Consider the following 16,363-nt stretch of genomic DNA (forward strand, 5'->3'; position numbering starts at 1 on the left):
ACATGGGTGTCATCAAGGTGGGCACGTCCTCGTGGGCGGACCGGACGCTGGTGCGCTCCGGCTGGTACCCGCGCGAGGTGAACAACCCGGCCGGCCGACTGGGCTACTACTCCGATCGGTTCGATCTGGTCGAGGTGGACACGTCGTACTACGCGGTGCCCGCACCGGAGACCGCGCAGGGCTGGGTCGACGCCACCCCCGACGGGTTCACCTTCAACGTCAAGGCGTTCAGCCTCTTCACCGGGCACCCGACCCCGGTGGCCACCCTGCCCGCCGATCTCCGTCCGACCGGTGGCCCAGCCCGGATCCGGCGGCGTGACCTGCCGACGGACGCGTACGACGAGCTGTGGAACCGGTTCCGGGCGGCGCTGGCACCGATCGCGGCGGCCGACCGTCTCGGTGCGGTGCTGTTGCAGTTCCCGCCGTGGCTGGCCCGCGGTGAGGCGGCCCGTCGACGGATCGCGGAGCTGGCGTCGCGGTGCCGGCCGTGGCGGGTCGCCGTCGAGCTGCGGCACGCCTCCTGGTTCGAGGAGACGGCGGCGCTGGAGACCGTGGCCTTCCTGCGTGACCAGGGGTTGACCTTCTGCTGCGTGGACATGCCGCAGGGGCATCCGGACTCGGTGCCGCCGATCCCGGTCGCCACCGCCGACCTGGCGATGATCCGCTTCCATGGTCACAGCACCGCCTGGGCCAGCGGTGACAAGGAGGACCGGTTCCGATACGCCTATGGCGACGAGGAACTACGCCGCTGGTCCGAACTGCTGGTCGAGCTCGGCGGGCAGGTCGACGAGTTGCACGTGCTGTTCAACAACTGCTGCGCCGGCCAGGCCCAACGTGACGCGGAACGGCTGGCCGGCCTGTTCGAGGATGCGGCGCGGCGGACCGTACGGTCCTGACCGGACGCCGCGCTGCTCAGCCGCGTCCGGTCCCCTCCGGGTGCATGCCGGTGGCCCCCTCCAGTGCGTTGTCCGGCAGGTCCCCACCAGCCTCGTCGTCGGGGAAGCTGCGCCGCGACGGTGCCGGGTCCGGCGGCGCACCGGGTCCGGCCACCGGCGTACGCGTCGGCTCCACCGAACCGAACCCGTGCCGCCCGGCGGGCCGGTCCGGGTCACCGGCGAGGGTGCCGGCCGCGCGTCGTTCGCCGCGCCGTCCCTCCGGCACAGCGGTTTCCTCGCTGCCCTCGCCCATCGGGGAGTCCTCGCCGGCACCCCACGGGGGGTCCGCGTCGAAGCCGTCCGTGGTCCCCCAGGGCGCGGCATCTTCGGGTGCCTGGTCAGGTCTGTTCCGGTCCCTCATGGCCACCTCGCTGATCGGTGCGCGGGCGTCGGTCCACGCGAGACCGACGCCCGGCACATGGGTGCGCCGGCGGTGGTGCAGCTCTCCGCCGTCAGCGGTCGGACATCGCCATCTGCCGGAACGCCTTGGCCGCCGCCATTCCGCCGGCGCCCTTGCCCATCGTCTTCGACATGGAGCCCAGACCACCGACGCGGCCGAGCATGCCGCGCAGCACCTGCCCGGGTTTCTGCTGCTCACCCATGTAGGCGGTGACCACGATCAGGGCGCCGGTCAGTGCCGGAATCGCCCATTGCAGCATCTTCAGCTGACGCTGGCAGGACGCCACGTGCGCCGGTGTCTGCTGGTTGGGTTCGGTGACCCCCTCGACCGACGGCTTGCCGGCCTTGGCCAGCCGCATCCCGAGCAGGCGGCTGTACCCGGTCACCGCCAGCGCGCCGACGGTCAACGCGGTCTTGATCGTGCTGGCCCGACCGACCCCGGCCTGTGCGGCCATGCGGGGGCTCTCCGTCACCAGTTCGCCGACCGCGCCAGCGAGGTGGGTGCCGATGGCCGCCGCATTGACCGGCGTCCACCGGTTCCAACCGGTCGACGCCACCGGAAGTCGTTCGGTCGAGTCGCCGATCCGGGCCGCGGCACCGTTGACGCCGAAGGCACCCATCAGGGAGCCACCGAACCAGGCCGCCAGGCCAAGGTCGTGCATCGAGCGTAGGGCGGTGTGGCTGTCAGACATCTGGTCCCCTTCCACCGTGTTGGGCGCAGCGGCTTACCCACCCGCGGTCGCTCTAATCGCCGCGGCCCGGGCAGCGGACCCGCCCCCGGTCCGGCGCTCAGCGCCGGGCGAGCCGGGTCTCGGACCCGACCCGGGTCAGTTTCTCCGGGTTGCGGACGTAGTAGATGTCGGCGATGCCCGCCGTGCCGACCTGTACCGCCATCACGCCGTCGAGTTCACCGTCCAGGTGGACGACCAGGGCCGGGCTGCCGTTGAGCACCGTGGCGGCGGCGGTCAGCCGGCCCGGCACCTTGCGGAGACCACCGAGGATCATGCGGGCCACCTTGTCGGCGCCGACGACCGGACGCGGCACGGCCTGCCGCATGCCGCCGCCGTCGGCGACCAGGACGACCTCCGGGGCGAGCACGTCAAGGAGGGCCTGAAGGTCGCCGGTCTCGACCGCGCGCCGGAACGACTCCAGCGCCGCCCGAATCTCGCCCGGTGCGACCACCTCACGGGGACGACGGGCGCTGACGTGCTGACGGGCCCGGTGCGCGATCTGGCGCACCGCCGCCGGGCTGCGGCCGACCGCGGCTGCGATCTCGTCGTAGCTGACGTCGAACGCGTCGCGCAGGACGAACACGGCACGTTCGGTCGGCGACAACGTCTCAAGGACGAACATCAGCGCCATCGAGACGCTTTCGGCGAGTTCGACGTCCTCGGCGACGTCCGGCGCGGTGAGCAGCGGCTCGGGCAACCACGATCCCACGTACGCCTCCTTGCGGCGACGCAACGTGCGCAGCCGGTTGAGTGCCTGCCGGGTGGTGATCCGGACCAGGTAGGAACGCTCGTCGCGCACCCGTCCCAGGTCGACGTCGACCCAGCGCAGCCAGGTCTCCTGAAGGACATCCTCGGCGTCGGCAGCCGAGCCGAGCATCTCGTACGCGACGGTGAACAGCAGGTTGCGATGGGCGACGAAGGTTGCGGTCGCCGCGTCGGTGGCACGATCACTCACTGTCTCGGCCTCTCCTCCGTGCGGGCGCCGGTCCGGTCCACGGCACGGTCGGACCCGACCGTGCCGTGGAGGGCGGCTGGTCAGACAGTTCGCTCCGCTGTGGTCGGTGACTCGCTGCCCCCGGCCCGCAGCAGTTGCCGGCGCGTGTCGTCGGTGAACGGCCAGCTGAACGAGCCGGGTCGGCGTGCCTCGCGCGCCAACTCCTTCACCATTGATCTGATGGCGTACTCCTTGATGGTGCCGGCGAGCCGGCCGCCGAGGTAGAACCGGTTCGCGGTGTCGTCCCGGCCGGCGAGCTGCGCGGTGGCGGTCCGACGGCCCAGCCCGATGCACTGGCCGAAGAACCCGATGTCGATCGGCTCGGGTTGGGCACCGGCGATCCGGCGGAGCACCGTATCGGCGGCGTGGGCGCCGAGCGGACGGGCGGACTGGCAGCTCATCCGCAACGGCCGGCCCGACGGTGCCACCGCGTCACCGGCCGCAACGATGTGCGTGTCGTCCACGCTGGTCAGCGTCTCGTCGGTGAGCAGGCGACCCAGTGCGTCGATGCTTAGCCCGCTGCGCGCGGCCAGGTCCGGAACACCGAGCCCGGCCGCCCAGATGGTCACCGTGCTGGCGATGTCGCGGCCGTCGGCGAGTCGCACGGCGTCGGGGGTCACCGCGGTCACCCGGGTGCCGGGGCCGTCGAGCACCGTCACCCCGAGTTCGGTCAGCCGCTTGGCGACCGACCGTCGGCCCCGGGGATGCAGGTACGGCCCGAGCGCGCCACCACAGACGAGGGTCACCGTACGGCCCGCCTCCGCCAGCTCAGCGGCGGTCTCGATACCTGTCGCACCGGCGCCGACCACCGTCACCGGGGCCGTCGAGGACGCGGCGGCGATGACCTTACCCAGTCGCTCCGCCTCCTCCAGGGTGGCGACCGGGTGGGCGTGTTCCGCCGCGCCGGGCACCTGCGGGGCACCGCTGTCACTGCCCACCGCATAGATCAGATAGTCGTAGTGGATGGTCCGGCCGGACGCCGTCGTGATGTGTCGCCCCGAGGCGTCGATCCCGGTCGCGGCATCGACCACGAGCCGGACGCGGTCGGCCAGGACGCTCCGGTAGTCGACGACCGCATCGCTGGAACCGCCGACGACCTGGTGCAGGCGCAGCCGCTGGACGAAGCGTCGGCGTGGGTTGACCAGAGTCACCCGCACGTCGGCGCGCCGGGTCAGGCGGTTGGCGGCCATGACACCGGCGTACCCACCGCCGATGACGACCACGTTCGTGTGCTCAGTCATGGTGTCTCCTTCGCGTGAGGATTCGGCATCAGGACACCGGTGAGTCGATTTTTGTGATGCGACGTGAGGCAGGTCACGTCACCAGGGGTGGATTGCCGGCTGCGGGGCGTGACAAGCCGCGCGGTTCGGGCCCGGTCGCATCGACCGACCCTCCCAGGCTCGCCGCATGTCACACCCGACTGATCGCGGTCACGGCGATGGTCAGCGCGGCGCTGCGGCGACCCGTCGAACCGGCGGCGGACCCGTCACCCCGGCGGCTCGCGCTGCGGATCGCGGGCCACGCGTCGGTCACCGTGGCGAGCGCGGCGTTGGTGCTGGCGCTGGCCGGGCTCTCCGGCGGTCGGATCGCCACCCTGGCGGCGGTACTGGTGGTGGTGCTGCACCTGCTACCGATGGCGGTGGCCCGGCTGGTGTTCCGGCGTCGCCGACGCCGTTCGGCCGAACCATCCGCCTGAGCGGAGTCAGCGTACCGGCAGGGTAGTGACGAAGTCGGCCACCCGCGCGGCCAGCGGCCCGGCGGCGCGTACCCAGGTGAAGTGGTCCAGGGTGGTGCCCGGCGCGCCGTAACGCTCGCGCTCGACGGGGGCCGCGGTCAGCTTCGCGCAGAGGCGGTCCAGTGTGGAATGCGGGGTGTACTGGTCGCCGTCGACGCTGATCGCCAGCACCGGCGTGCTGATCCGTCGCACCGCCGCCTCGGTGTCCACGCCGTCCAGCTCGGGAAAGCGTCCGGTGCGGGCGGTGTGTGCCCAGTCGCGGATCACCCCGCGCGCCTGCCGGCCCCCGAAGCCCCATCCGGGCCAGACCCCGAGCAGTCGGGCCGTGGCGGCGATGCCCTGGGTGTACGGCAGCACGCCGTACCGCCGCAGACCGGTGAAGTCGCGCCAGTAGGGGATGCCGACCGCGATCAGGGCCAACCCGTCCACCTCGTGCTCGCCGTGCAGGGCCAGGTGCAGCACGGCGGCCTGCCCGCCGAGGGAGTGCCCCAGCACCACGGTGCGCCGGCCGTCCAGTCGTGGCTTCAGCGCCGTGCGTACCGCGCCGATGTCGGCGGCCAGTTCCGCGTAGCCGTACCGGCAGGTCCGGCTCGGCCGGGGGGTGCTCTGGCCGGTGCCCCGCAGGTCCGTCACGACCACGGCGAGCCCGGCGTCGCGTAGCGCGGCGGCGAACGGCCGGTAGTAGCGGGCCGGAACACCCATCGCCGGCGTGACCAGCACCACCGGGGCGTCCGTCACGCCGTGGGGTTCCGGGTAGATCTGGACGCCGAGACTGGCACCGTCGACCTGGACGAACTCCTGCTGGTACTCCACCGTCGCAACCACCCGACCAGGTTACCGGTCGGTAAGTAATGCTGGGGTGCCGCCCCGGCGATCACCGGCCCGCCGGGGCGGCGACGACTCAGGCCGGCTCGCCGCGCAGCATGCCGGGACCGAACACCTCGTAGGCGATCCGTTCGACCGGCACTCCTCGGCGCAGCAGGCCACCCCGGACCGCGTTCATGAACGGCAACGGTCCGCACAGGTGCACGTGGGCGTCGGGGGAGAGGGGGATCAGCTCCGGATCGACCCAACCACCGCTCACCGTGGCGGTCTGAACCGGCGGTGCGGCGTCGCTGGTGTCCTCGTACCACAACGTGGTGTGCAGGTTGGGCAGCGCGGCGTGCAGTCGCGGCAGGTCACCGCGCAGGGCATGGGTCGCGCCGGCCCGGTCGGCGTGCACCAGGACCACCGGCCGGCGGGGCGCGGCGACCGCCAGATGCTCCAGCGCGGCCATCGCCGGGGTCAGTCCGATGCCGGCGCTCACCAGCAGCAGCGGTCCGTCTCCGGCGACCGCGCTGACCTCACCGAAGGCCGGGCTGAGCCGCAGCGTGTCACCGACGGCCACCCGCTCGTGCAGGAAGGTGGAGACCAGGCCGTCGGGCGCGCCGTCGATGCCGCGTAGCCGCTTGACGGCGATCCGCCAGTCGGCCGCGCCGGGGCGGCCGGTGAGGCTGTACTGCCGGATCTGCTGGCCGAGACCGCCGTCGAGATCCACGGCGACGGAGGTGTACTGGCCGGGCACGAAGGTGGGCGCAGGGGTGCCGTCGGCCGGCGCGAGGGTGAACGACACCACCTCGCTGGTCTCCTGCCGGCGGGCCGTCACGCGCCACGGCCGCCACACCTGCTCGCCCTCCGCCAACCCGGCGGCCGCGTACAGCCGCGCCTCCCGGGCGACCAGCTCGCAGGCGAGCAGCCAGTAGACCTCGTCCCAGGCGGCGACGACCGGCGGGGTGACCGCGTCGCCGAGCACCTCACCGACGGCGGCGAGCAGGTTCCGACCCACGATCGTGTACTGGGCCGGGGTGATGCCCAGCGACGCGTGCTTGTGGGCGATCCGGTCCAGCACCGGTCCCCAGGGCACGGCACTGGCACCGGTCAGGTGCTCGGCGTACGCGACCACGGCGGCGGCCAGCGCGGCCTGCTGCGCGCCGTTGGCCTGGTTGCCCCGGTTGAACAGGTCGAGCAGCTCGGGATGAGCCTCGAACATCCGCTGGTAGAACCGCCGCGTGATGGCCTCGCCGTGCGCGCGTACGGCGGGCAGGGTCGCCGTCACCACCGCTGCTGAGGACTGCGTGAGCACGATCGTTCTCCTTCTGGTTCGACCTTTCGACCGCTCGGGCACCATCACGAAACAGGAATCACAGATGGCTGTTTCAGGGTCGAAAGTCCCGGATGACCGGTCGCAAACTTCACACCGGCATCCCGGCCTCGCGGGCTCACCGGCCCGCTGCGAACCAGGGTCGAGACGTCAGGTCGCATCCCCGGGAAACGCCAGATGCCGCCCGGACCGGTGCGGTCCGGGCGGCCGGCGAATCGGTCAGGAAACGCTGATCGAGCCGTTCGAGGCGCGTACGCAGGCGACCGACGAGCGGGCTGCGGCGGTGGCCGCGCCGGAGAGGCACTGGCCCAGCACCTGGTGCCCGGCGGCGTTCGGGTGCCACGACTCCTGGCAGGTCTGGAAGTAGCTCACACAGGTGTTGGCGATCCGCTGGATGGCGATCTTGTCCTTGCCGGAGAGGCTGGTCACGAAGGTTCCGTTCGGCGGGTTGTCCATCAGCCGGATCGGGGTGGCCAGCGTGCCGGTCGGGCTGTTCGCGTTCTCACAGAGCCGGGCGCCGTCGAAGGCCCGCTGCACGTTGAGGTAGACCAGATCGGTGCCGGGGAACTCGGCGGCCAGCGTGTCCCGGGCGGAGCGCACGATGTTCCCGAGGCCCTGCGAGAACCGGTGACCGGGAGCGAGACTCGCCCGGTGGATCGGGCAACCGGCGGCGTACCGCTCGGCACCCAGCGCGCGGAACTTGTCCCGGGTGTCGTCCCGGCTGTCCTCGGAGTGGTAGGTCGGCGCCAGGTCCAGCGGCAGCGGGTTGGTGTAGTCCTGCAACACCACCCGGTGCTGGCCGTCGGCGTCCACCTCGCGCAGGGTGGTCAGGATCTGGCGTACGGCCGCCGTGGTCTCCGCCGTCGCGGCGCTGATCTGGGCGGCGGTGGCCAGGTCGGCATCGCTGCACGGCTTCTGCTCCACCGGCCCGTTCAGGTAGGCCCAGAACTCCCACCAGCCGGTCCAGGCGTCGGCGATGAACCGGTTGGCGCACTTCTCGGCGACCCCGCCGAAGGTGAACGAGCTGTTGTTCGAGCCGAGACCGATCAGCACCAGGTCGATGTCGTGGGTCTGGGCGACCGCGCGGACCTGGTCGAGTTGGGCGGCGACCTGCCGGCCGTTCGCCCGGGCCGACGAGGCGGCGGCGATGTCGCGTGGCTGACCGCCGGAGCAGGCCAGATTGAACCGGTCCTGGATGCCGGGCAGCGTCGCCTTGTGCAGCGAGGCGTTGGCCGAGCGGTGGCAGAAGAAGGCATCGCTGTTGGGCGCTGTCCATCCCGGGAATCCGCGGGCGACGCCGGTCGCGTCGACCACCGGCTGGTAGGCGCCGGCGCCCTCGCCGCTGATGAAGCTGTCACCGAGGGCCACCGCTGCGGTGGGTGGTGCGGCCGAGGCGGCGGGGGCCGCGAAGGCGGTGGAGAGGGTCGTCGCGGCGACGGCCAGGGCCATCGCGGCGGCGGTACGACGCAACGCGGACATCGGCATCTCCATCCGTTCATGGAAATATGAAAGATCTTCTGGTGCGGTGATGAGATCACGCAGGTGTGACGAACGTCAACAGTGGGAAACACCCGTGGCAGGCGTGACCCGCGAGGTCGCGGAGGCTCGTGGTCACCCATCGCTCCAGCTCCCACCGCCGCCCGGGGCATAAGGCCGCCGACCGGGACGTTGACCCGCAGCAAGTCCGCCAGCAGCGGACTCGGCGTGCCGGCGGGTGTCCTGCACAGGTTGTCGGGGCGTACGGCTACGCTCGCTGCGGCGTGCCCGCGCCGGGCAGAACGCCGACGGCGCGGGGGAGCACATCGCCAAGACCGGGGAGTACGACCAGTTGACCGCAGAGCCTGACACCCTGTATGGGGCCGACGACCTCACGCACCTTGAGGGGCTGGACGCCGTCCGCAAGCGGCCCGGCATGTACATCGGCTCCACCGACAGCCGTGGCGTGGGTCACCTCGTCAACGAGATCCTCGACAACTCCACCGACGAGGGTGTCGCCGGCCACGCCACCAACGTCGAGGTCTTCCTGCACGCCGACGGGTCGGTGCAGGTCGACGACAACGGCCGGGGCATCCCCACCGACGTGCACGCCCGCTCCGGCATCTCGGGAGTCGAGCTGGTGCTCACCCGCCTGCACGCCGGAGGCAAGTTCGGCGGCTCCGGCTACAAGACCTCCGGCGGTCTGCACGGCGTCGGTGCCTCGGCGGTCAACGCCCTGTCCCGCCGCTTCGACGTCACCGTGCGCCGGGGCGGCAAGGTGCACGCCATGTCGTTCCGGCACGGTGTGCCGGGCATCTTCGACGGCGAGGGCCCGGACGCGCCGTTCACCCCCGGCCCCGGACTCCAGGTCGTCGGAGCCATGAAGCGTGGCCACCGCACCGGCACCTCGATCCGCTACTGGCACGACCCCCGCTACTTCGAGACCGGCGCCACGCTCGACCACGACGCCGTGCGGGCCAAGCTGCGCCACACCGCCTTCCTGGTGCCTGGCGTCGGCTACACGTTGCACGACCGCACCGCGGAACAGCCCACCGAAGAGCGCTTCCACTACCCCAACGGCCTCACCGACATGGTGGAGTTCCTCGCCCCGGCCGGCGATCGGCCCGTCTCCGGCACTCTCCTGGTCACCGGCGAGGGGACGTACCGGGAGAACGCCGCCGACGCCAACGGCGTCATGCAGTCCAACGTGCAGCGTCGAGCCGAGGTCGAGATCGCCTTTCGGTGGGGCACCGGCTACGAGCGCACCGTCGAGTGCTTCACCAACACCATCCGTAACGCTCACGGCGGCACCCATCGCAAGGGCTTCGAACGGGCGTTGGCGCGTACCCTCGCCGACGCCGTGCGCAACACCCGGGGCCTGCTCAAGGCCAAGGAGGACGCGCCCACTCTCGACGACGTCCTGGAGGGCATGACGGCGGTGGTGCACGTCCGGGTGCCCGAGCCACAGTTCACCTCACAGACCAAGGACGAACTCTCCACCGCCGGCATCACCAAGGTGGTGCAGGGCCTGGTGGAACAGCACGTCAAGTCCTGGTTGGACGACCGCAAGACACGCACCGAGGCGCGGACCGTCCTGCAGAAGATCGTCGACGCCTCCCGGGTCCGCCTCACCCAGAAGCAGCAAAAGGACGCGGCCCGCCGCAAGACCGCTCTCGAAGGCGCGGCCATGCCCGCCAAACTCGTCGACTGCCGCGCCACCGGGGTGGACCGCAGCGAGCTGTTCATCGTCGAGGGCGACAGCGCCCTGGGATGCTTTACGGGCGACACGAAGGTCGCGCTCGCTTCGGGCCGGAGCCGATCATTCGCGGAACTCGCCGATGACTGGCAGCAGGGCGTCACCCACTTTGGCTACACGACCAACAAGGCTGGCCGGGTCGTTGTCGCGCCACTTGTCGAGCCGCGGCTGACCAAGCGGAATGCGCCGCTGGTGCGGGTGACTCTGGACAACGGCGAGTCGGTCAGATGCACCCCGGACCACCTCTTCCGGCTACGTGACGGCTCCTACCGTCGGGCTGACGCCCTCATGCCCGGTGACTCCCTCATGCCGCTCTACCGCAGCCTGTCCAGCAAGACCGCCGGGCAGAAGCTGCACGGGTACGAGCGGGTTTGGATGAACGACAAGGATGAGTGGGTTTACACCCACTACCTCGCCGATGCCTGGAATCTCAGAAACGGCAGGGACAGCGCCGCCAACGGCAAGGTCCGGCACCACATCGACATCGACAAGCGGAACAACGATCCGCGCAACATCAAGCGGATGACCTGGGCTGACCATTCCGCGTTGCATGCCGCGATGATGGGCGAGCACGTCCAAGCCGGGTGGCGTGAGTGGTTCGAGAACGGCGGCCGGGAGTTCAAATCGGCGATGCTCACCGCGCAGTGGCGCGACCCGGCCTTCCGAGAAGCGTGCCTGGCCCGGCTTTTCGCACTCAATGAGTCACCCGCCTTCCGGGCCAGGTTCGAGCAGGGCTTCCAGGACTGGTACGCCGCGCTCAGTGATGAAGAACGGCGTGCCTACGCCGACCGGATGCGAGAGCGGCAGGCGGGTTACTGGTCGGATCCGGCGCACCGGGCGGCCGCTGCGGAGCGGGCTCGGCGGTACTTCACCGATCCAGCTCGACGTGAGCAGTGGCGGCAGCGTTCCGTTCAGCAATGGCAGGACTCCGAGCTGCGCGCGTGGCGTTCGCGAAAGACGGTTGAGCAGTTCTCCGATCCAGCCGAACGCGATCGGCAACGCAACGCGGTCCTGACCTGGCATGAGGACAATCCGGAGTTCGGCGAGCGCCACTCTCGCCGGATGAGGCAGCGGATGTCCGATCCAAAGAACGATCACCTCTCCAAGGTGCAGGCCGGACGGATGCGCTACGTGGCGAACGTGCCGCGGGTGGATCGGGTGCGCCGTCAGCAGGAAGGGAGGCGGTTGGCGGCGCTGCGCCGACTCGCGCCGATGCTCGTGCTGCACGATGACGAACTCGCGGCGGCCTACGAGGCTGAGCGCTTGAAGTCCGCTCGAACCGGGCTGCGCTTCGACCGGCTCCTCAATCTCTATGACGGCGACTACGCCCGGCTTCGGGAGGCTGCTGCTCTGGTTAATCACCGGGTGGCTTCCGTCGAGCCGCTCGACGAGACGGCAGACGTCTATGACTTGACGGTCGAGGGCTACCACAACTTCGCATTGGAAGCCGGCGTCTTCGTGCACAACAGCGCCCGAGTCGCCCGTACCTCCGAGTATCAGGCGCTTCTTCCGATTCGCGGCAAGATCCTCAACGTGCAGAAGGCCAACCTTCAGCAGGTGCTCGACAACGCCGAGTGCGCGGCGATCGTGCAGGTGCTCGGGGCCGGCTCCGGGCGCACGTTCGACCTGTCGGCGCTGCGCTACGGCCGGGTGCTCATCATGGCCGACGCCGACGTCGACGGGGCGCACATCCGTACGCTGCTGATCACGCTCTTCGCCCGCTACATGCGACCGTTGATCGAGGCCGGCCGGCTCTACGCCGCCATGCCGCCGCTACACAAGATCACCACGAAGGGGCGCAACCCGGAGACCGTCTACACCTACACCCAGGCGGAGATGGAGTCGACGGTGCGCCGGTTTGAGAAGGCCGGCAAGCAGATCGTCACCCCGGTGCCCCGGTTCAAGGGTCTCGGTGAGATGGACGCCGAGGAGCTGTGGGAGACCACCATGAACCCGGCCACCCGCGCGGTACGCCGGATCACCCTGGAGGACGTCGACGCCGCCGAGCGGATCCTCGAACTGCTGATGGGGGAGAAGGTCGAGCCGCGCCGGAAGTGGCTGATCGACTCCGCCGACCGGGTCGACCGTGACGCCATCGACGCCTGACCCACGGGTCTTTCGGAAGGAAAGCTGAGCCATGGCACGCCGCAAGGAGACGAAGGTCGACCATTCCGCGTTCGACCGGGCCGGCGCGCGGATCATCGACAACCCGCTGACCACCGAGGTGTCCGACTCCTACCTGGAGTACGCCTTCTCCGTCATCCACTCCCGGGCGCTGCCCGACGCCCGCGACGGCCTCAAGCCGGTGCACCGGCGCATCCTCTACTCGATGCACGAGGCGGGGTTCCGGCCGGACCGGGCGTACGTCAAGTCGGCTCGGGTGGTCGGCGACGTGATGGGTCGCTACCACCCGCACGGTGACACCGCGATCTACGACGCGATGGTCCGGATGGCGCAGGACTTCTCGCTGAACGTCCCACTCATCGACGGGCATGGAAATTTTGGGTCTCAAGACGATGGACCGGCTGCGGCGCGTTACACCGAGGCTCGGATGTCGCGGGAGGCGATGCTGCTCGTCGGTGAGCTGGGCGAGGACACCGTCGACGTCGAGCCCAACTACGACGGCTCACTGACCCAGCCCACCGTGCTGCCGGCGGCCTTCCCGAACCTGCTGGTCAACGGTGCCGCCGGGATCGCGGTCGGAATGGCGACCAACATGATCCCGCACAACCTGGGCGAGGTCGTCTCGGCGGCCCGCTGGCTGATCCGGCACCCGAACGCCACCCTCGACAAGCTGATGGAGTTCGTGCCCGGCCCCGACCTGCCCACCGGCGGCATGCTGCTCGGCCTCGACGAGGTACGCCGGGCGTACGAGACGGGCCGTGGCGTGGTGCGGATGCGTGGCAAGGTGGAGATCGGGCCGCTGGAGGGCAGCCGGGGACGGCAGGCCATCACGGTGGTCGAGCTGCCGTACGGCGTCGGTGCCGAGAAGGTCATCGCCGCCATCACCAACGAGGTGACGAAGACCAAGCGGCTCACCGGGATCGCCGACGTGAAGGACCTGACCGACCGCGAGAGCGGCACCCGGCTGGTCGTCGAGTGCAAGGTCGGTGTGAACCCGCAGGCGCTGCTCGCCGACCTCTACCGGCTGACCCCGTTGGAGCAGTCCTTCGGCGTCAACAACCTGGTCCTCGTCGACGGGCAGCCGCGCACTCTGGGGCTCAAGGAGCTGCTGGAGGTGTTCCTGGCCCACCGCTACGAGGTGGTGACCCGGCGCAGCGCGTACCGCAGGCGTAAGCGGGAGGAGCGGCTGCACCTGGTCGACGGTCTGCTGATCGCCCTGCTCGACATCGACAAGGTGGTGAAGCTGATCCGGGGCAGCGAGGACGCCCAGGCGGCCCGGAGCGGCCTGATGCGCCAGTTCAAGCTCTCCGAGATCCAGGCGAACTACATCCTGGACACTCCGCTGCGCCGGTTGACGAAGTACGACCGGCTGGAGTTGGAGGCCGAGCAGCAGAAGCTGCGCGCTGAGATCGCCGAGCTGTCGACCATCCTGGACGACGAGAACGTGCTGAAGAAGGTCGTCTCGGACGAGTTGGCCGCGGTGGTGAAACAGTTCGCCGAGCCCCGGCGTACGACGTTGGTCGACGGCGACCTCAAGGAGGTGCTGGCGGCCTCCGCGCCGGCCGGGCCGCTGGAGGTGGCCGACGACCCGTGCCAGGTGATCCTGTCGGCGACCGGGCTGGTGGCGCGTACTGCGGCCGAGTCGGAGGAGGCCGCCGAGGGGCGTCGCCGGCACGGCCGGGTCAAGCACGACGCGGTACGCGCCGTGGTGCACTCCACCGCCCGGGGGCGGGTGTTGCTGGTGACCAGTGCCGGTCGGGCGTTCAAGGTGGAGGTGCTGCCGCTGCCGGTGCTGCCGGAGCAGGCCGGCACGGTGTCGTTGCGCGGCGGGATGTCGGCCGCCGAGTTGGTGCCGCTGGAGCCGGGGGAGACCGTGGTCGGCTTGGCGCCGCTGGGCGCCTCCGCCGAGGGCTCACCGGGTCTGGCGCTCGGCACCCGGCAGGGCGTGGTGAAGGTGTGTGCACCGGACTGGCCGGTGCGATCCGACGAGTTCGAGGTGATCGGGCTGCGCGACGGCGACGAGGTGGTCGGTGCGACCTGGCTGATCGACGGTGCCGAGACTCTCGCCTTTCTGACCAGCGCGGCCTCGCTGCTGCGGTTCCCCGCCGGGACGATCCGTCCGCAGGGGCTCAAGGGTGGCGGGATGGCGGGGATCGCCCTGTCGTCCGGGGCGCGGGTGGTGTTCTTCGGCGCGGTCCGCACCGACGATCCGGAGCACGGTGAGCCGATGGTGGTCACGTCGACCGGGGCGACGGTCAAGGTGACGCCGCTGTCGGCGTACCCGGTGAAGGGGCGGGCGACCGGCGGGGTGCGGGCCCACCGCTTCCTCAAGGGTGAGACCGACGTGATGGTCGGCTGGGTCGGTCCCCGGCCGGTGGGTTCGACGGCGAACGGCGAGGCGGTGGAGCTGCCGGCGGCCGATCCGCGCCGGGACGGTTCCGGCTTCGCCGTCATGCTCGGTCCGGCCGTGGTGGGTCACCAGATCGACCGCGAGTAGGTAACACACGACATTCCATCGACAACCGTCATTGACGTATGACGTATTACGACGATACGTTGAGCCTTGCTCGCTGATGGCCCGACGTGTCGACACCACCATCCACAACGTCGGTGCCTGCGACAACGCGCGTCCTTCCCGATCGCGTGTGGTCCTAGTCGAAGGAGTGGATCAATGAATGGTGAGGTTCGTCCCGCCTCTCCTCCCAGACGTCGACGGCGGTCGGTCGTGGCGGCGGTCGGTGCGGCGGCCCTGGTGGCCGGCAGCCTCGTCGCGGTCAACGCGGCACCCGCAGCGGCGGCGACGGTGGACACCAACGCTTGGTATGTGTTGGTCAATCGCAACAGTGGTAAGGCGTTGGATGTGTACGGTCTGGCGACCAATGATGGTGGGCGGATCAGTCAGTGGACGCGTAACGATGGTGCGAATCAGCAGTGGCAGTTTGTGGATTCCGGTGGTGGTTTTTACCGGTTGAGGTCTCGGCATTCGGGCAAGGTGCTGGATGTGTCGAACGCGTCGACGGCTGATGGTGCGGCGGTCGTGCAGTGGTCTGATCACAATGGTGCGAATCAGCAGTTCCGGTTGGCTGACTCGGATGGTGGTCATGTTCGGTTGATCAGCCGGCACAGCAGTAAGGTCGTGGAGGTGCAGGGCGCGTCGACCGCTGATGGTGCGAACGTCGTGCAGTACGCCGACTGGAACGGCGCCAATCAGCAGTGGCAACTGGCCCGGGTCGACGGAGGAGGCGGCCCCACGTCGCCGCCACCGACCGGTGAGCCGGGGGCGGGGTGCGGGCGGACGCCGACGCTGGGCAACGGTTCGCACACGATCCAGAGCAACGGCAAGAGCCGGCAGTTCATCCTGCGGTTGCCGGCCAACTACAACAACAACACCCGCTACCGGTTGATGTTCGCGTTCCACTGGTTGGGGGGCACCGCCGGCGATGTCGCCTACGGCGGAGCCGACGGAGCCGCCTGGGCCTACTACGGCCAGCAGGAACAGTCGAACAACAGCGCCATCCTGGTCGCGCCCCAGGGGATCGGCAACGGTTGGGCCAATTCCGGTGGCGAGGATGTCACCTTCGTCGACGACATGATCCGTCGGATCGAGAGCGACCTCTGCGTGAACACGGCACAGCGCTTCGCTCTCGGGTTCAGCTACGGCGGGGCCATGAGCTATGCGCTCGCCTGCGCCCGCGCGAACGTCTTCCGGGCGGTCGCGGTCTACGGTGCTCCCCGGGAGCTCAGCGGATGCAGCGGCGGTACGCAGCCGGTCGCGTACTTCGGCATCCACGGCATCTCGGACAACATCACCAGCGGACGGTCGCTGCGCGACCGGTTCGTCCGCAACAACGGCTGCACGCCGCAGAACCCGCCGGAGCCGGCTGCCGGCAGCCGAACGCATGTCACCACCGTCTACTCGGGATGCCGCGCCGGCTATCCGGTGCAGTGGGGCGCGTTCGACGGTGGCCACACCCCTGGTCCGGTTGACGGCGGCGGCGACAGTGGCGCCAGGACCTGGACCAAGGGCGAGGTCTGGCGGTTCTTCGCCCAGTTCTGAGTCGATGGTCGGAGTC

Annotated in this window: 11 protein-coding genes and 3 pseudogenes; 7 read left to right on the plus strand and 7 right to left on the minus strand. The window is 70.2% G+C overall.

Annotation, left to right across the window (positions count from 1 at the left end; genetic code table 11):
* The first annotated feature begins 2 nt into the window (after positions 1-2).
* On the plus strand, positions 3-896 hold the full coding sequence (locus Vlu01_RS15515) for a DUF72 domain-containing protein (protein WP_203999613.1): 894 nt from the start codon (positions 3-5) through the stop codon (positions 894-896).
* 16 nt (positions 897-912) lie between these two features.
* Here the strand turns inward: Vlu01_RS15515 and Vlu01_RS15520 are convergent, their stop codons facing one another.
* From Vlu01_RS15520 to Vlu01_RS15535, 4 genes are all read right to left on the minus strand, one after another.
* Entirely contained in the window at positions 913-1,296 is a 384-nt protein-coding gene (locus Vlu01_RS15520; RefSeq protein WP_203999615.1) for a hypothetical protein, read from the minus strand.
* A 91-nt stretch (positions 1,297-1,387) separates the two neighbouring features.
* Complete coding sequence (locus Vlu01_RS15525) at positions 1,388-2,026, minus strand: hypothetical protein (protein ID WP_203999617.1); 639 nt, start codon at positions 2,024-2,026, stop codon at positions 1,388-1,390.
* Positions 2,027-2,123: 97 nt separating this feature from the next.
* Positions 2,124-3,020, minus strand: coding sequence for an RNA polymerase sigma-70 factor (locus Vlu01_RS15530; protein ID WP_203999619.1), 897 nt, complete (start codon positions 3,018-3,020; stop codon positions 2,124-2,126).
* An 80-nt stretch (positions 3,021-3,100) separates the two neighbouring features.
* The gene (locus tag Vlu01_RS15535) at positions 3,101-4,300 is read right to left on the minus strand and encodes an NAD(P)/FAD-dependent oxidoreductase (protein ID WP_203999621.1); all 1,200 of its coding nucleotides are present in this window, start codon (positions 4,298-4,300) and stop codon (positions 3,101-3,103) included.
* 197 nt (positions 4,301-4,497) lie between these two features.
* Here Vlu01_RS15535 and Vlu01_RS15540 point away from each other — a divergent pair, with 197 nt between their 5' ends.
* Positions 4,498-4,755, plus strand: a complete 258-nt coding sequence (locus Vlu01_RS15540) for a hypothetical protein (RefSeq protein ID WP_203999623.1) — start codon at positions 4,498-4,500, stop codon at positions 4,753-4,755.
* A gap of 6 nt (positions 4,756-4,761) precedes the next feature.
* Here the strand turns inward: Vlu01_RS15540 and Vlu01_RS15545 are convergent, their stop codons facing one another.
* The 3 genes from Vlu01_RS15545 to Vlu01_RS15555 all read right to left on the minus strand — a co-directional run bounded on the left by Vlu01_RS15545 (position 4,762) and on the right by Vlu01_RS15555 (position 8,413).
* Entirely contained in the window at positions 4,762-5,607 is an 846-nt protein-coding gene (locus tag Vlu01_RS15545; RefSeq protein WP_204000033.1) for an alpha/beta hydrolase family protein, read from the minus strand.
* An 88-nt stretch (positions 5,608-5,695) separates the two neighbouring features.
* A complete protein-coding gene (locus tag Vlu01_RS15550; RefSeq protein ID WP_203999625.1) occupies positions 5,696-6,961 on the minus strand; it encodes a globin domain-containing protein in 1,266 nt (421 codons plus the stop codon).
* Between the two features lie 192 nt (positions 6,962-7,153).
* A complete protein-coding gene (locus tag Vlu01_RS15555) occupies positions 7,154-8,413 on the minus strand; it encodes an SGNH/GDSL hydrolase family protein (RefSeq protein ID WP_204000035.1) in 1,260 nt (419 codons plus the stop codon).
* Positions 8,414-8,762: 349 nt separating this feature from the next.
* On the opposite strand from Vlu01_RS15555, the pseudogene Vlu01_RS27835 reads away from it, so the two are divergent.
* The 5 genes and pseudogenes from Vlu01_RS27835 to Vlu01_RS15570 all read left to right on the plus strand — a co-directional run.
* A pseudogene (locus Vlu01_RS27835) lies at positions 8,763-10,181 on the plus strand (ATP-binding protein); the annotation flags it as partial.
* A pseudogene (locus tag Vlu01_RS27840) lies at positions 10,176-11,627 on the plus strand (Hint domain-containing protein); the annotation flags it as partial. The pseudogenes Vlu01_RS27835 and Vlu01_RS27840, both read left to right, overlap by 6 nt.
* Before the next feature lie 6 nt (positions 11,628-11,633).
* Positions 11,634-12,272, plus strand: a pseudogene (locus tag Vlu01_RS27845) (toprim domain-containing protein); the annotation flags it as partial.
* 31 nt (positions 12,273-12,303) lie between these two features.
* Positions 12,304-14,787, plus strand: coding sequence for a DNA gyrase/topoisomerase IV subunit A (locus Vlu01_RS15565; protein WP_203999627.1), 2,484 nt, complete (start codon positions 12,304-12,306; stop codon positions 14,785-14,787).
* 174 nt (positions 14,788-14,961) lie between these two features.
* Entirely contained in the window at positions 14,962-16,347 is a 1,386-nt protein-coding gene (locus Vlu01_RS15570) for an RICIN domain-containing protein (RefSeq protein ID WP_203999629.1), read from the plus strand.
* Positions 16,348-16,363: the final 16 nt, after the last annotated feature.

It is taken from the genome of Micromonospora lutea, assembly GCF_016863535.1.
GTDB lineage: Bacteria > Actinomycetota > Actinomycetes > Mycobacteriales > Micromonosporaceae > Micromonospora > Micromonospora lutea.